Consider the following 14,506-nt stretch of genomic DNA (forward strand, 5'->3'; position numbering starts at 1 on the left):
ACTCAGCATTGGGCTGGAAAAGCCCTGTCGCATTCGAAAGGAAAGTGGCTTAAACGAGCACTTGGGGCGGCACAAAAACGGGACAGGTCCATTCACACCAACTCAACTCGAAGCACTCTGGAAGCAAATGGGACGAAAAAAATACGCTGCTGGTCCCTAACGGTATTTTGCGTCACTCTGGTACAAGGTCTTCAAGTTCCGGCATCAGAACAACGCTTTCCTGTTCGTTCGGGTCCGTGCGTGCGATAACTGCAACTGCGGGTTCATTCCCATCGTTGAACGGAAGGTGCGGAGTGTTTGATGGTATATAGATCAGGTCTCCTGCTTGCGTTTCCATAACGTGTTCTAGCCTGTCGCCCCAATACATCTTAGCAGACCCGGAAATCACATAAATCGCGGTTTCATGTGTCTCATGTTTATGCGCCCTGGCGCGCCCTCCGGGCGGGACCGTGAGCAGATGCATGCAGATAGCTTGGCTTCCTACCGTCTCTCTGGCGATGCCTTCGAAGTAATCGAACCCCTGTTTCCCGGAATAGGTTTCGCCGGGGCGCAGTTTCACACAATCCGCCATCTAGGTTTTCCTTCCTAAGATTTGAGCTAGAGAATGATAGGCCAGCTTCGCCTGGAAACGTAGGGAAATCAGAAGCGGGTTTTGGGCGGAGATTCTAACGAGCCTTTTGAACGAACCGCATACCAGGTGATACGGCCTGAGATACATAAGGACGAAGAAAACCACGTTTGCGGACGTTACACATACCAAACTGTGCACGTAGCCATGACAGGTCCGTACCTCGACCCTCCTCCAAGATCTTCCCTGTTGGGCGGTCACATGGCGTATTGCCATTGAAGACCTTTGGAAAGAATTCATTACCTTGGGTCAGAGAAAGGGTCCGGAGGGGTATTCAATCGCAGATGCCGCATGAATGCCCGTGCGATCCTTGGAACCGGTTTTTGATCAGAGACCACAAAATGGCCCCGGTACCGCATTGGAGATTCAAATCGGACAAATGCCAGATCGGGAGATCGGTAATGGTAGACGGGAAAGGGATTGATAACAGACAGCCCCAATCCTTCGCGCGCCATGTCGGCAGCGGCGAATGAGGTTGAAACTTCGGCAACGATCCTCGGTTTAGCGCGCACTTGATGAAGCAACCTGTCCAGCTGCCCGCGCCGCCCGTGTCGATATGTCAGTGCGATCAGCTCTTGCTCATGCAGGTCTGATGGCGTCAGCACGGTGCGTTCCGATAGGGGGTGTTCGGGGCGCATGACGCAAACGGCTGGTGACTCGCGAAATGGTATAAGTTTGATGCCAGCGCGGCTTTGTTCAATCCCGGTCACGGCAAGATCAAATCGGTTCTCAAGCACGCCAAGCGTGACCATATCCGACGTTGTCACCTCAAGGTTCACGAAAAAACCGGGATTCCCGCGAATGAAACTGGCGATGAGGGAAACGATGTATCGATGAGCATAGCTGGGCGGTGCAACGAGGCGCAGTGTTTCCTGCACAGTTTCGCCCGGACCATCGATCCTGTCCAATGCCTCGAACAAAGGATCCAATCGCATATTCAGCCTCACGGCTTCTTGCGTCGGTCGCAATCTGCCTGCATCCCGTTCGAACAGTGTTCTGCCCAATCGATCCTCCAGGCTGCTGACGGAGCGACTGACCGCGGATTGAGATAAGCCGAGCTGCCGTGCGGCAGCGGCTGTTGTTCCAGACTGCATGAGCGCACGGAGCGCCTGGTATTCCGGCAGAGAATGCCAGTTGCGAGGTTTCTTCATTGCTGGGCGCCCGCATGATTCCGACTAGCTCTATGAGTAAAACTCATCAAGTTTTTTTACAATCATGACGATTACGTCTGTTAGCGTGTGTCGAGATGACACTAATCTGGGTAAAGCGAGTTTGAGGACCCTCCCTCTTATCATTGATGGGCACAACGACGTATTGTCAAAACTGGCCTCGTCAGGTGGTCTGCCCGAAGCGGGCCGCTTCCTGACCGGGCTCGAAGGCGCGATCGACTCTGTAAAATCCACGGCCGGTGGATTTGGCGGAGGCTTCTTTGCCGTCTGGGTGCCTTCGCCTATCGATGCCGATGCAAAAATGGAAGAAATGGTCCGGCCCAGCTATGACCTGCCGCTTCCCAATCATATTGATGCCGAAGATGCTCTGCCCTCAGCGCTGGGGCAGATTGCCATCCTGCTGGAACTGGAACGTTTGGGGGCGTTGAAAGTGGTTCGATCGGTTTCGGATATCCGGGACTGCTTGGCGCAAGGCCAGATGGCGGCCATTTTTCACATCGAGGGCGCCGAGGCGATTGATGCAGATCTGCATTCGCTTGATGTATTTCATGCGGCGGGGTTGCGATCGCTTGGGCCCGTGTGGAGCCGACCCAACATTTTTGGCCATGGTGTGCCGTTTAGATATCCATCGGGGCCAGATACTGGCCCTGGGTTGACGGATCATGGACTGCGGCTTGTGCAGCGATGCAATGCGCTGGGTATCATGTTGGATTTGTCCCACCTCAATGAAAAAGGTTTCTGGGATGTAGCGCGGTATTCGGATGCGCCTTTGGTCGCAACGCATTCGAATGCCCACGCCATCTGTCCGCACGCGCGAAATCTGACCGATGATCAGCTTCGCACCATCGCGGAAAGCGACGGGATGGTCGGGTTGAACTTTGCCACTGCGTTTCTGCGTGAGGATGGTCGGATGCTGTCCGACGTGCCGTTGATGCAGGTTCTGAAGCACCTTGACCACCTGATCGGGATAATGGGTGAAGACCGGGTCGGGCTTGGGTCCGATTATGACGGGGCGGTCGTGCCGGACGACGTGAAGGACATCTCGATGCTGCCTCGATTGAGAGATGCCATGGTGACCCATGGATACGGCGAAGAGCTCATCAAGAAGCTCTGCCACGAAAACTGGTTGCGTGTTCTTGAGAAGACCTGGGGCTCGTAACCGTTAGTGAAGACTTGATGACAGAGAGGACAAAATGAACGCATTTAACAGATTGCTTACCGGTGCGGCGCTAGGATTGGCGCTGGCCGTGACCTCGACTTCGGCAATGGCCGAAACGCCGCCGAACATGCTGGTTATCGCGCATCGAATCGACGACATCACGACGTTGGACCCGGCCGAAAGCTTTGAGTTTGCGGGTTCGGATGTCAGCCGGAATGTCTATCAGAAGCTGGTCAACTTCGACCCGCTCAATCTGGACGCTGGTTATCAGCCCGACATCGCTGAAAGCTGGGATGTGTCTGAAGACGGCAAATCGATCACCTTCAATATCAGGGAAGGACTGACCTTTCACTCCGGAAATCCGGTGACGGCAGAAGATGTTGAATTTTCGCTGCGTCGCGCGATCATTCTGAACAAGACGCCGGCCTTTATCCTGACCCAGTTTGGGTTCACGCCGGAAAATGTCGAACAAACGATTGTCGCGGACGGCAACACTCTGACGATCACGACGGACAAACCCTATGCGACATCCTTCGTTCTGAACTGTCTGACCGCTACCATCGGCGGCATTGTCGATAAGAAGACGGTGATGGAACACGACAAGGATGGCGACTTGGGCAATGAATGGCTCAAGACCAATACTGCTGGATCTGGGGCTTATAGCCTGGTCAGCTGGAAACCCAATGAAAGCGTAACACTGAAGTCGAACCCCGATTTCTATTTGGGTGCTCCGGCCATGGAGCGCGTGGTTGTCCGTCACGTTCAGGAAAGCGCCAGCCAGCGCCTGTTGCTGGAACGTGGTGATATCGATGTCGCGCGCAACCTGAATCCAGAAGATGTTGCCGGCGCTTCATCTGTTGCCGGCGTAAAGATTGCAGACGAGCTTAAGGGCCGCCTGATGTATGTTTCGCTGAGCCAGAAACACCCTGAGCTGAGCAAGCCTCAGGTTCGGCAGGCGTTCAAGTATCTGGTTGACTATGAAGGGATGCGCGACAGCTTCCTGAAGGGGCAATACACGATCCACCAGAATTTCCTGCCCCAAACCTATCTCGGTGCCTCTGACGAGACGCCGTTTAGCTTTGATGTGGAAAAGGCCAAGGCCCTGCTGGATGAAGCAGGTGTAAGCGGGCTTGAGATCGAAGTTGGTGTGCGTGAAGCGCAGGAACGGATCGAAATCGCCCAATCGCTACAGAATGCGCTGAGTCAGGTTGGCATCACGATGAACATCACCGTGGGGACCGCCAAACAAATTTTGGCGCGGTATCGTGCGCGGGAACTGGATGTTTACCTTGGCGCATGGGGGCCGGACTATCCCGACCCGCAGACGAACGCAGGTACCTTTGCCTATAACCCGGATAATTCGGACGAAGCCAATGCCACAGGATTGCTGGCTTGGCGGAATTCTTGGGATACCGGCGGGCTGACCGAGAAAACGGATGCGGCTGTTGTCGAAAACGACACCGCGAAACGCGCTGACATGTACAAGGAAATCCAGGCCGAGTTCCGCGAGACTTCGCCGTTTGTCATCATGTTCCAGCAGATTGAGCAATCGGCCCTGCGTGAAAACGTGACGAATTTCTCAACCGGTCAGGCGATTACATCGGCGTCGTATTGGCAGGTGACCAAGTAAATGGCACTGGCCGAAAGACCAACTGAGGGGCGCCGCTCGGCGCCTCTTATCCATTGGATCAAGAGTATCCTGAAAACTCTTGGCACCATCGCAATTACAATGCTGGGTCTGCTTTTCGTGACCTTCATCATCGGTCGCGTGATGCCGATCGACCCGGTACTGGCAATCGTCGGTGAACGCGCATCGCAATCGACTTATGATGCGGTCTATCAACAGCTTGGTCTTGATAAGCCGCTGTTGGTTCAATTTGGATATTACCTTTGGGATGTTCTGCACGGTGATTTTGGCGATTCACTTCTGAATGCCCGCCCGGTTTCTCAGGATATTGCCCGCGTCTTCCCTGCCACGCTGGAATTGGCGACTTTGGGCGTTCTGATTGGAATCTTTCTGGGTGTTCCGCTTGGTGTGATCGCCGCAGTCAAGCGCGGATCATGGATCGATCAGGTCGCCCGTGTGGTCGCGCTTGTCGGGTATTCAATGCCAATCTTCTGGCTGGGGCTCATGGGGCTTCTGGTCTTCTACGGGATACTCGGCTGGGTCGGTGGCCCGGGCCGCCTGGATATCTTCTACGAGGACATAGTGCCCTCACGCACTGGGCTGATTTTGGTAGACAGTGCCTTGGCCCAGGATTGGGATGTCTTCCGCAATGCGTTGTCCCATATCATCCTGCCCGCGGCATTGCTGGGGTACTACTCGCTTGCCTACATCAGCCGGATGACCCGATCCTTCATGCTGGAACAGTTGTCAGCCGAGTATGTCATCACCGCCCGCGTCAAAGGGCTGTCTGAAAGACAAGTTATCTGGCGCCACGCCTTCAAGAATATCCGGGTGCAGCTGATCACAGTGATCGCACTCAGCTATGCCAACTTGTTGGAAGGATCAGTTCTGACCGAGATCATCTTTAGCTGGCCGGGGATCGGCAGCTATATCACGACGGCTTTGTTGAGCGCCGATATGAATGCCGTTCTTGGAGGAACCGTTGTGGTCGGGCTGATCTTTATCTGCCTGAACATATTCTCGGACCTTCTTTACCGTTTCTTTGATCCGAGGTCGAAATGAGCGACATGACCTTGCGCCAGTGGCTGCTGACCGACGAGCCGACTTCGCGCCGCCATGCCAGATTGGCCAGCTTCTACAAAGGCTGGCTGACTTTGCGATCAAACTCGATGGCAATGGTCGGGTTGGCGATTCTTGTCGTCCTTGTTCTGACAGCGGTCTTTGCGCCTTTTCTCGCGCCGCACGATCCCTTTGTTCAGAGCCTGTCCAGCCGACTTCTCCCCATCGGGGCTGAAGGGCACCTGTTGGGAACCGACAGCTTGGGGCGGGATATTCTGTCACGCCTGATCTTTGGGGCGCGAATTACACTGTACATCGTGGCTCTTGTGGCGCTCATCGCACCGATTGCGGGGCTTCTGGTCGGGACTGTTGCGGGATATGTGGGGGGATGGACGGATGTGATCCTTATGCGCATCACGGATATTTTCCTCGCTTTTCCACGACTTGTTCTGGCGCTGGCGTTTGTCGCGGCGCTTGGGGCAGGGATTGAAAACGCGGTTCTGGCAATCTCACTCACGGCGTGGCCGCCCTATGCACGTATGGCGCGTGCAGAAACCCTGACCATCCGGTCAACCGACTATATCAACGCGATACGCCTTCAGGGTGCCGGGCCGCTGCGCATCATCACCCGGCATATCTGGCCGCTTTGCATCTCATCTTTGATCGTGCGTGTCACGCTGGATATGGCCGGGATCATTTTGGCTGCCGCCGGCCTTGGTTTTCTGGGGTTGGGGGCACAACCTCCAAGCCCGGAATGGGGTGCCATGATATCCGAGGGTCGAAGGTTCATCCTTGACCACTGGTGGGTGGCCACGGTGCCGGGGCTCGCAATTTTCACGGTTTCGCTGGCCTTCAACCTGTTGGGTGACGGGCTGCGGGACGCGCTTGATCCAAAGGACGGTGGGCAATGAACTTACTCGACATCGAAGATCTGTGGGTTCGTTTCCCAACCCGTCAGGGCGTGTTTGACGCCGTGCGGGGCGTGTCGTTTTCGCTGGGGCGCGAGCGTCTGGGGATCGTCGGCGAAAGCGGCTCGGGCAAGTCGATGACGGGACGGGCCATTCTGCGCCTGATCCGAAATCCGGGTATCGTGGAGGCCAAACACATCAATTTGGAAGGCCGAGACCTGATGAAGCTCAGCGAGCGCGAGATGCGTGAGGTGCGAGGGAAGCAGATCTCCATGGTGATGCAGGACCCCAAGTTTTCTCTGAACCCGGTGGTCACCGTTGGCGAGCAACTCATGGAAGCATACCTTCAGCACAATTCCGGCTCGAAGGCCCATGCTAAGAAGATGGCTATCGAGATGTTGGATAACGTCTCAATCCGTGATCCTGAGCGGGTGATGCGAACGTACCCGCATGAGGTGTCTGGGGGTATGGGGCAGCGCATTATGATTGCGATGATGTTGATTCCCAATCCCAAGATACTGATTGCCGATGAACCAACTTCGGCGCTTGATGTCAGCGTTCAGCGGCAGGTGCTGAACATCATGGATGGATTGGTCAAGGAGCGGGGGATGGGTCTGATATTCATCAGCCACGACCTGAATCTGGTGTCTGAATTCTGCGACCGTGTCCTCATCATGTATTCAGGTCGGATCGTCGAGGTTTGCGAGGCTGACAAGCTGCATCAGGCCCAACATCCCTATACCCAGGGCTTGCTGAACTCGCTGCCGCGCCTTGATGAAAAATGCACCCACCTGAGTGTTCTCACACGCGATCCGTCTTGGTCCGAAGCCCCAAGCGTGAGGGGCTGAAATGAAGGCACTGGAAATCAACCATCTGAATGTCTGGTTTGGTCATGCACACGACCGGGTCGATGCGGTGAAAGACGCAAACCTTGAAGTCGCGCAGGGCGAGAGTTATGGCCTTGTGGGCGAAAGCGGGTCCGGCAAGTCGACAATTCTGAGGGCAATAACGGGACTTGCACCGCAATGGTCGGGCACAATCCGCGTGGAAGGTCAGGCGATATCCGGGTCCCGGCGGGACAGGTCATTCTTTCGAACCGTCCAGATGGTGTTTCAGGACCCGTATGCATCGTTACATCCCCGACATACTGTCGACCAGGTCCTCAGTGAAACAATTCATCTGCATGGGTTTGGAGATATCGATAAACGCGTGAGCGATTTGCTCAACGACGTCGGACTTGGACAAAGATTCCGGTTTCGGTACCCACACCAGCTTTCCGGTGGTCAAAGACAACGCGTGGCAATCGCAAGGGCCTTGGCAGGTGAGCCAGACATCCTGCTTTTGGATGAACCCACGTCAGCTTTGGATGTCAGCGTTCAGGCCGAGGTTCTCAACCTGTTGACTGACCTGCGCAAACAGCGCGGATTGACCTATCTGATGGTGTCTCACGATCTTCCGGTTATCGCACATATGTGCGACCAGTTGGCGGTCATGAGAAATGGTGAAATTGTTGAGGTCATGTCCTCGGAAACACTGCGTTTTGGGAACCCAAGCCACGAGTATTCCAAGCAATTGTTGACCGCCTCTGTTGCCCCAAACCAGTAGCGCCTGTTCGTTGGAAGCAGGATTATTTTTCGTATGATCATTCCGAGGGACGCACGACAGCGTCCTTTAGCATTTCCGGTGTGAACGCACCTTTTGATTGATAAGGACCGTGTTGGCACTACAGCGATCGAGATATTGGAAACGGCTACAAATTGTGTAACCGTAAAGCATGCAAGCAATGCAATGTGAATTCCAGCTACGAGGTCACCGATGAAAAGCAAGGTGCAATACTTGGCGATAGCGTTTGCGTTACTGATCGCACCGCCTGTTTCAGCCCAGCAATCTGATTGGTCGTTTTCGGGCACTGCTTATCTGTTCATGGCCGAAACGAATATTTCTCTTGCAACATCAAGTGGAACAATCGACGGCACGTTGAGTTTTTCAGACGCTCTCGAAAACCTGGATTTTGCGTTTATGGGCAGTATTTCAGCGTCTAACGGGCGCTGGTTGTTGCTTGCTGATTACAACTACACCGATTTGGCGTTTAGTAACTCAACTCCCGGCCCGGCGTTTTCGAGTTTGGATACCTCTGCCACCACGCAATTTCTTAGCGGCTATGTTGGTTACCATGTTTATGAGACACCCGCGATCAGCGTGGCCTTAGCAGGCGGGTTCAGGTGGTTCAGCACGGAAACCACGTTCCGATTGCAACCTGGGGTCGCTGCTGGGCGAAGTGTGACGACCGACGACAACTGGACTGATCCGGTCGTAGCTGCCCGTGCAAGAGTTCGGATTTCTGACAAATGGTCAGGGACCGGGTTCGTGGATTATGGCGGGTTTCGGAGCGGTAGCGAAACCTGGCAAGTTTTGCTGACCGCAGATTATGAAATCAATGACAGATGGCTGATCCGCGGCGGCTACCGGTATATTTCCTTCGATCATGAGATCAACGGCAATGATTTCAGGTTTGACCAGTCCGGCCCGCTGCTGGGCGCAACGTACAGGTTCTGAAGACAACGTCAGGCGCATCCCTGATACTAACCTATGTTGCAACAGCGGCTGAACGCGGTTGTTTCTAAGGGCTGTCGTCGCTCGATAGTCCAGAAACGCACTGTCTGATTTCAAATAAGCTTTTGCTTTTTATGATTATTTTTTACTTTGGTAAATGGCGGAGACGAAGGGATTCGAACCCTCGAGACCCTTCCGGGCCTACTCCCTTAGCAGGGGAGCGCCTTCGACCACTCGGCCACGTCTCCGCCGACGGGTATATCCGTGCAAGCAACGGAAATACAAGGTCAATTCCGCAAAGTTTGGTTTTTTTTGCAGATCTGTCCGAACTCTTTGAAATAGAACGGAATCGCACCGGTTTGCATACACCATTTGTAAGTACGGGTTCACTTTCTTCAGGCCCGATGCAGTTCGTAATATCCTTAGAATCGCGGGCCTTGCCTGTGGCATCTGGCCTGATGTACGAGAATTTGAACGTGGCAAGTCTACAGCGGAGTTCAAGTGCTCGGTTGGCTTTGCAACGTGGAACCGGGTCACGAGTTTTTGCGTGATTGCGTTCCGTGCGCCAGTGCGAACCCAACAACTTATTGAAAAAGCATAGAAAACACATTCTCTTTTTGGAAGTCACGATCCGGTAACGCCGTGATGCGAATCGTTCTTTCGTCGTTGAGGAGAACATCATGTCGCAACATACCGTTCCGTCTGAACCATGGCAGAACCCTGACGAAGCCAATCAAAAGGTAGGCCGGGGTCGGCGCCGTTTGAGTGTGTTGGCGCGTTCCACTCAGGAGGTTTTCAAGGATCACAACGGTGAATCGGACCTTTTTGAAGGGACATGGCCCACGAATTTCTCGAAGGGTTTGCGTCATGACGTGAACGGAATTGTCGACGCGCAGGTCTATACCGAGTTTCTGGAAGAAGTGGCGGATCCGACCTGCACCGACAATCATGGCAATCGGTTGGCGTTGTTCGACACGCCAGCCTATTCCGGGCCCTTCCGCACCGCGCCATCAGAGGGTGGTGAATTTAGGTGGCGTGCGTGGGAAGGGCCAATCCTGGGCCATCGGCTTGGTCTCAACGGATGTGACGCGGGGGGGGTGGGAATTGCACCCGCGCCCCGGCTTGGATCGGATGAGTTGGCGGCGGAGATGGCCGAGATTTACGCGATGGCCTATCTGCGGGATGTGCCGTTCGAATCCATCAGGGATGGTGCCGGTGATGCGGCCAACGTGGCGGGTGCCCTTTGTCAGATGGAATGGTTCCGTCGCGATGGCAGCCCTCGGGACGCTGATGGCGCAGAGATTGGAAAGGTTTCGGCGGCGCGGCGGGTTCGGGACGGTGGCGGCCTGACCCCTCAAACCCTGTTTCGCGGTTGCTCACAGGGCTGTGCACAGGGACCGTATCTGTCGCAGTTCCTGGTACAAGGCCACGATCCACTGACAGCAGATCAAGCGCGCCGACAAAAGCAAAAGCTGACGCAGGCAATGGCCGTCGGGGCTGTTCCCTTCGGCGCTTTGAGGATCGACCAGAAAATCCAGCCGCAGGCGGCGGGCGTGGACTATCTGCGGGATTGGGCTGAGTGGCTGGACGTTCAGAACGGGGCGGACACGACGGCTGAACAAGCCTTTGAGAGCGAGGGAACGAAATTCATTGAAACACCGCGCGACCTTGCCTCTTACGTGCATTTTGACAGAATCTATCAGGCTTTTTTCAATGCCTGCCTGCTGATGCTGGGACAGGGCACGCCGACAGATGAAGGTTTGCCCGAGGATGGATATGCCGGTGTGCGTGATCCAGGCTCTGCCTGCGGCGGCGCGCACGTACTGTCCCTGTTGACGGAAGCCGGGGCACGGGCCCTGAGGGCCGCGAAACGCCAGACGTTTCAGGTGCACAATCGTGCCCGGCCTGAAAAGCTGGGCAGTGTTACGAGTTTGATGGCGAACGGTCACGGCGCAACCCTTGGCGCGGCCGAGCCTTTTGCCGCGACCCATCTGGGAAAACTCGAAGCGGCGACAAGCGAAGGTTTCAGCCTTATGGATGCAATCGCCGCCTCGCCTTCGGTGAAGCGGTTTGCGCATAACGCCATTTCCCATAAGGGCTTGCCGCGAAATGACCGTAACTTGCTGCTGCCGGTTGCTTATCCCGAAGGGTCGCCAATGCACCCGTCTTATGGCGCGGCTCATGGTGCCGTTGCCGGGGCATGTATCACAGTGCTCAAGGCTTTCTTCAGAACGCACGCTTTTGATGGATCACGGGTGTCTTTGGCTGCGGCTGGTCTGCCTCGGGTCCTTGTGCCAGCTGCGGGGGGCAAGACCCTGATCGACTCGACCCGACCAGAAGACAGTGCAGACTGCCTGACGCTGAATGGCGAGCTGAACAAGTTGGCTGCGAATATTGCACTTGGGCGCAATTTGGCGGGCGTTCATTTCTATAGCGATTATTTCGACAGTATCCGGATGGGTGAGCGTATCGCGGTCGGAATACTGGCAGAGCATATGGCAAAATCACCGGCGTTATCGAAAGTGTCGCTTGAGACCTTTGACGGCGATCATCTCAGCATCTCGGGAAAACGGTCTTCTGGCAGTGAAATCCACGTAGCCAATAGTTCGCCTGAATTGTGGTGGACCCGCCACCTGCCAGAGCAGGCAGGTTGGGGCGGATGAGGTTTCAGATTTTTTCGGAGGGAGATTTTTCATGATGCTTCCGCGCCCGTCAACGATGATGATCTCTCGAACCAGGCTGGAACCGTCGTGGCAAGTATTGATGGCAGATCAGCCCTGCATTTCAGATACAGATCGGTGTTCGGTGATGGCTGTTTTTCAATCTCCAGGTTGCGCCGATAGGGGGGTGAGTGAAGCCGCCCTGTCGGACTGGAACTCGAGAATTGAAGGGTTCTTCGATGGCAATGGAGTGAGCCCGTTCCTAGTCATGGACCCAGACGACATCGTCGATGGTCAGATATCGACGGGGTTCAAATGGTCTGCCAACCCGCGCGAGCCCCGGGATTGTCTGGGCGAGGATCTGGCCGCCAGTCTTTCGGATCGGGGTTGGGCAAGCAGGGCCGAACTACACAATGAATTTCTGGAATATGCGCTGATTTTACGGCCCGATTCCGAAGGTAAAATGCGGCCGAAGCGCTTTGTCGCCACGACCGAACTGATGGAGTGGTGGAGAACCATGGCAGTGTTCGATCTGGATCACTTCCTTTCGGTCGTTGAAACCGTATCCAGATGTTCATATTCCTGCGAAGAGTTGTTCGAGGTTTCGAAATCAGATTGGTGCGCATTGGACGTGCCTCAACGCATTGCTCGTTTTCAAAAAAGATTGGTGGGAACAGATTTTGCCCATCCACCAGAGCATCCGTTGAATATCGAACATGCTTTGTTCATGATCAGAGAGACGAACAGCCTGAGCGACCTGATCGCTACAATGCATCTTTCCTCATTCCCATATGTTGTCGGCAATGGTGAAAACAGAAGGCCCGCGCGGCTTGATGAAGTGTTACATTTTGCCGACCGACAGGATTTGTATTGTCGCCATGCGGGATCTGGGTTGGCAGGTGAAGCCCTTGATCTGGCCTTCTCCAGAGGCACAGCAACACCGACAGGGCGCGCGATGGCGTTCGCGAATCCTATGGGGCTTTATATTCGGGCGTTTCACATGTCCGAACTCTTCGTGGATGCGGTGAATGTGCCGACAGATTGGGTGCGTTATCCGCGCGGTGAAGCGGGAATGCCCATGCGCCTTGAGTTCGGGCCGGGCGATGATGACCCGCGGTTTCTGGACGATATCACCATGGGATCAGGGTCGACCGCACGGCCTGCGTCGGGTTATGCGCTTGCCGGCCTGATCGAGGTTGGCCCTTTGATAACAGTGGCGGCCAATCCACGCGCGATCACAAGGGTCGAATTTGTTGAAGTCCCGCCTGTTGATCCAAGCGATATCGTTTGTGGACTGCCGGAAACCCAACGATGCAAACAGATTTCTGAATTTGCGGACCGGACCGAAACTGAGGTCTTTGGCAACGTAGCGCCAACTTGCCAATTCAGTCACTGAAAAGGTTTCAAACCGGCACGGCTTTGACAACGGGCAAAGGTATTTCCGGCGCGGTCATATCGAATATGGCAATCGGGCGACCGGCAGCGTTGGCCGCCGCTGTCAACACAGTCATCAGCGTCGGGTCGGGACTCTGCCAGGCGTCCACATCGAAAGAGGATGCCGGAGTTGTCGGGCGATCGGTTCGCGCGCCGCGATACAGTCGGAACAAGCGCGCCTGTTCCTCATTCATCGCGTCATCTGTCACGCCGGTGTGGTCAAGCGTCACCATATTGCGCCAGGACACAACCGCTTCGCATGCCGCGTGCCAGACACCTGTCGCCAGATCGGCGGAAAAAGCCGTTCCATAGGTTGGTCGCCCGCCATCCGCATCGGCGCAGACCGCACGCAGTAGCAGGCCGACGCCCGAAACCATGCGAACGTGAACGCTCAGATGACGCAGGTAGGTGTTCAGCCAGCGGGTCAGATCACGCGGCAACGCTGTTTCGGGCAACACTTGGTCGAAACCGCGTGGTCCAAGCGCGTGTTCCAGGCATTCAAATGCGGCCCATAACGCAGCGGCCTCATGCGTTGGTCCGGCTGCGGCCCCCTTCGACGTGATCTGCCCATCGCTGCCCGGCGCACCCAGAGCAAGGGCATCATTTGGCAGAACATGCGTGGCACCATCCGATGAAATCAGGCTTTCGCGGGTTTCGGGCGAATCCGCGCTGTATTGCAGCGCATAACGTTCGATCGCTTCGAAACCCGAAAGTCGCGCGGCTACGTTCCGGTTACGCGCTGTGCCAAAGGACACGCGATGTTTCATTGCGCCAGCGGGTGGCACTGTTCCGTTTCGCAAATTGACCATGCGAAAGGCGGTGTGGATCGGAGCACCTTTGGGAAATTCAGCAAAAGAAGGTCCGGAAATAATCCCTGCGTTTTCGGCCAGTTCAATCAGCGCGTCGGTCATTTTTGTTTCCGGATAGGTATGTAACGGGTTATACAAATGGTTGTGGTTGTTAAGAAAGGACTTTTAGTATGGCTCGTTTGACTATTAATCCGAAATACACACTTAAGGATCTTGGGTGTGAAGTTCTGAACGCCGCCCGGAGCAACGCGCTGGGATCACAAGAGGGTCGCGACGCGGCTGAGCGACAGATTCATGAAATCCTTGCTGATGTCGGTAATCCTGCAGTGGAGTTTGTTTATGATTCCAAGAACAAGGTTCATATCGTAATCCCTGATCTGAGCGATAAAGAGCCAGACCCAAATCCCGATCACGAGTCATGGTGCTGCAAGCTGGCCTATGAAGCGATGGGTGGCATTGTCGTTTATGGCTGTGGTTCCTGATCGCAGTATCTGAACTTG

At 55.1% G+C, this 14,506-nt stretch carries 13 protein-coding genes, 1 tRNA gene and 1 pseudogene; 10 read left to right on the forward strand and 5 right to left on the reverse strand.

The features are described from left to right. Positions 1-172: 172 nt before the first annotated feature. The 3 genes and pseudogenes from ACR0ES_RS05950 to ACR0ES_RS05960 form a co-directional block, all read right to left on the reverse strand. Positions 173-571 (reverse strand): cupin domain-containing protein, encoded by a 399-nt coding sequence (locus ACR0ES_RS05950; RefSeq protein WP_480869866.1) that lies wholly within the window; start codon positions 569-571, stop codon positions 173-175. Between the two features lie 296 nt (positions 572-867). Further along, a complete protein-coding gene (locus ACR0ES_RS05955; RefSeq protein ID WP_480623005.1) occupies positions 868-1,563 on the reverse strand; it encodes a LysR substrate-binding domain-containing protein in 696 nt (231 codons plus the stop codon). A gap of 24 nt (positions 1,564-1,587) precedes the next feature. Then, a pseudogene (locus ACR0ES_RS05960) lies at positions 1,588-1,779 on the reverse strand (helix-turn-helix domain-containing protein); the annotation flags it as partial. A gap of 121 nt (positions 1,780-1,900) precedes the next feature. Here ACR0ES_RS05960 and ACR0ES_RS05965 point away from each other — a divergent pair. The 7 genes from ACR0ES_RS05965 (at position 1,901) to ACR0ES_RS05995 (ending at position 9,106) form a co-directional block, all read left to right on the forward strand. Beyond that, positions 1,901-2,956, forward strand: coding sequence for a dipeptidase (locus ACR0ES_RS05965; protein WP_480773393.1), 1,056 nt, complete (start codon positions 1,901-1,903; stop codon positions 2,954-2,956). A gap of 34 nt (positions 2,957-2,990) precedes the next feature. Next, positions 2,991-4,586, forward strand: coding sequence for an ABC transporter substrate-binding protein (locus tag ACR0ES_RS05970; RefSeq protein ID WP_480773392.1), 1,596 nt, complete (start codon positions 2,991-2,993; stop codon positions 4,584-4,586). Beyond that, on the forward strand, positions 4,587-5,645 hold the full coding sequence (locus ACR0ES_RS05975) for an ABC transporter permease (protein WP_480558696.1): 1,059 nt from the start codon (positions 4,587-4,589) through the stop codon (positions 5,643-5,645). Continuing rightward, the gene (locus ACR0ES_RS05980; protein WP_480545830.1) at positions 5,642-6,553 is read left to right on the forward strand and encodes an ABC transporter permease; all 912 of its coding nucleotides are present in this window, start codon (positions 5,642-5,644) and stop codon (positions 6,551-6,553) included. Before ACR0ES_RS05975 ends, ACR0ES_RS05980 begins: the two co-directional genes overlap by 4 nt. Beyond that, positions 6,550-7,398 (forward strand): ABC transporter ATP-binding protein, encoded by an 849-nt coding sequence (locus ACR0ES_RS05985; RefSeq protein ID WP_209598734.1) that lies wholly within the window; start codon positions 6,550-6,552, stop codon positions 7,396-7,398. The genes ACR0ES_RS05980 and ACR0ES_RS05985 overlap by 4 nt, the downstream gene beginning before the upstream one ends. 1 nt (position 7,399) lies before the next feature. After that, a complete protein-coding gene (locus ACR0ES_RS05990) occupies positions 7,400-8,155 on the forward strand; it encodes an ABC transporter ATP-binding protein (RefSeq protein WP_480869868.1) in 756 nt (251 codons plus the stop codon). Positions 8,156-8,365: 210 nt separating this feature from the next. Continuing rightward, complete coding sequence (locus tag ACR0ES_RS05995; protein WP_480869870.1) at positions 8,366-9,106, forward strand: outer membrane protein; 741 nt, start codon at positions 8,366-8,368, stop codon at positions 9,104-9,106. Positions 9,107-9,261: 155 nt separating this feature from the next. On the opposite strand, the gene ACR0ES_RS06000 is transcribed toward ACR0ES_RS05995, so the two are convergent. Further along, a tRNA-Ser gene (locus ACR0ES_RS06000) sits at positions 9,262-9,351 on the reverse strand. Between the two features lie 432 nt (positions 9,352-9,783). Between ACR0ES_RS06000 and ACR0ES_RS06005 the strand changes: the two genes are divergently transcribed. Further along, on the forward strand, positions 9,784-11,766 hold the full coding sequence (locus tag ACR0ES_RS06005; protein WP_480869872.1) for a phosphatase PAP2 family protein: 1,983 nt from the start codon (positions 9,784-9,786) through the stop codon (positions 11,764-11,766). Positions 11,767-11,950: 184 nt separating this feature from the next. Then, positions 11,951-13,159, forward strand: coding sequence for a hypothetical protein (locus ACR0ES_RS06010; protein ID WP_480869874.1), 1,209 nt, complete (start codon positions 11,951-11,953; stop codon positions 13,157-13,159). Positions 13,160-13,166: 7 nt separating this feature from the next. Here the strand turns inward: ACR0ES_RS06010 and ACR0ES_RS06015 are convergent, their stop codons facing one another. Continuing rightward, a complete protein-coding gene (locus tag ACR0ES_RS06015) occupies positions 13,167-14,108 on the reverse strand; it encodes a YcaO-like family protein (RefSeq protein ID WP_480486528.1) in 942 nt (313 codons plus the stop codon). A gap of 68 nt (positions 14,109-14,176) precedes the next feature. On the opposite strand from ACR0ES_RS06015, the gene ACR0ES_RS06020 reads away from it, so the two are divergent. Continuing rightward, a complete protein-coding gene (locus ACR0ES_RS06020; RefSeq protein WP_480482958.1) occupies positions 14,177-14,488 on the forward strand; it encodes a hypothetical protein in 312 nt (103 codons plus the stop codon). Positions 14,489-14,506: the final 18 nt, after the last annotated feature.

The sequence above is a fragment of the Ruegeria sp. N7 genome, assembly GCF_056531345.1.

What these genes read in the sequence shown, in the direction of transcription:
- ACR0ES_RS05950 (WP_480869866.1), bottom strand. Translation starts at nt 571, where the DNA reads ATGGCGGATTGTGTGAAACTGCGCCCCGGCGAAACCTATTCCGGGAAA.
- ACR0ES_RS05955 (WP_480623005.1), bottom strand. Translation starts at nt 1,563, where the DNA reads ATGCGATTGGATCCTTTGTTCGAGGCATTGGACAGGATCGATGGTCCG.
- ACR0ES_RS05970 (WP_480773392.1), top strand. Translation starts at nt 2,991, where the DNA reads ATGAACGCATTTAACAGATTGCTTACCGGTGCGGCGCTAGGATTGGCG.
- ACR0ES_RS05975 (WP_480558696.1), top strand. Translation starts at nt 4,587, where the DNA reads ATGGCACTGGCCGAAAGACCAACTGAGGGGCGCCGCTCGGCGCCTCTT.
- ACR0ES_RS05980 (WP_480545830.1), top strand. Translation starts at nt 5,642, where the DNA reads ATGAGCGACATGACCTTGCGCCAGTGGCTGCTGACCGACGAGCCGACT.
- ACR0ES_RS05985 (WP_209598734.1), top strand. Translation starts at nt 6,550, where the DNA reads ATGAACTTACTCGACATCGAAGATCTGTGGGTTCGTTTCCCAACCCGT.
- ACR0ES_RS05990 (WP_480869868.1), top strand. Translation starts at nt 7,400, where the DNA reads ATGAAGGCACTGGAAATCAACCATCTGAATGTCTGGTTTGGTCATGCA.
- ACR0ES_RS05995 (WP_480869870.1), top strand. Translation starts at nt 8,366, where the DNA reads ATGAAAAGCAAGGTGCAATACTTGGCGATAGCGTTTGCGTTACTGATC.
- ACR0ES_RS06005 (WP_480869872.1), top strand. Translation starts at nt 9,784, where the DNA reads ATGTCGCAACATACCGTTCCGTCTGAACCATGGCAGAACCCTGACGAA.
- ACR0ES_RS06015 (WP_480486528.1), bottom strand. Translation starts at nt 14,108, where the DNA reads ATGACCGACGCGCTGATTGAACTGGCCGAAAACGCAGGGATTATTTCC.
- ACR0ES_RS06020 (WP_480482958.1), top strand. Translation starts at nt 14,177, where the DNA reads ATGGCTCGTTTGACTATTAATCCGAAATACACACTTAAGGATCTTGGG.